Raw genomic sequence first — 590 nt, 5'->3', positions numbered from 1 at the left:
ATCTAAGTCGATAGAGCGGATCATTCCCGCATTTTCTAACACAGGCAGAATTTTTTCCATTACGCTTAATTCAAATTTCGCCTCTTTATCACCACCTTTAGCACGTTTTTGTAAACGCTGAATGGCCCGCTCACAGCTATCTAAATCCGCAAGGGCAAGCTCGGTGTTGATGGTGTCAATGTCTTCCGCAGGATCAATTTTGCCTGCAACGTGAACGATGTCATCATTTTCAAAACAACGCACAACGTGTCCGATGGCATCAGTTTCACGAATATTCGCAAGGAATTTGTTACCTAACCCCTCGCCTTTACTCGCCCCTGCCACAAGCCCCGCAATATCCACAAATTCCATTGTGGTCGGTAACACTCGTTCAGGTTTGACAATTTCCGCCAAGGCATCAAGGCGAGGATCTGGCATTGGCACAACGCCGGTGTTTGGTTCGATAGTACAAAACGGATAATTCGCCGCTTCGATACCTGCTTTTGTTAATGCGTTAAAAAGGGTTGATTTACCCACATTCGGTAAACCCACAATCCCACATTTAAATCCCATAATTTTTCCTTAATTTGTTTTATGCTTTAAAGCTATTG

General features: G+C 43.9%; 1 protein-coding gene. It reads right to left on the bottom strand.

The window, feature by feature from the left end:
- A partial coding sequence (gene ychF, locus AC5O77_RS22210; protein WP_494507223.1) for a redox-regulated ATPase YchF occupies window positions 1-552 on the bottom strand: 552 nt, incomplete at its 3' end.
- Window positions 553-590 lie beyond the last annotated feature (38 nt).

The organism is Stenotrophomonas sp. INTA L402-1, assembly GCF_059295135.1.
Note: the sequence above shows the minus strand (reverse complement) of the source record. Positions and strands in the feature narration are given on the sequence as shown.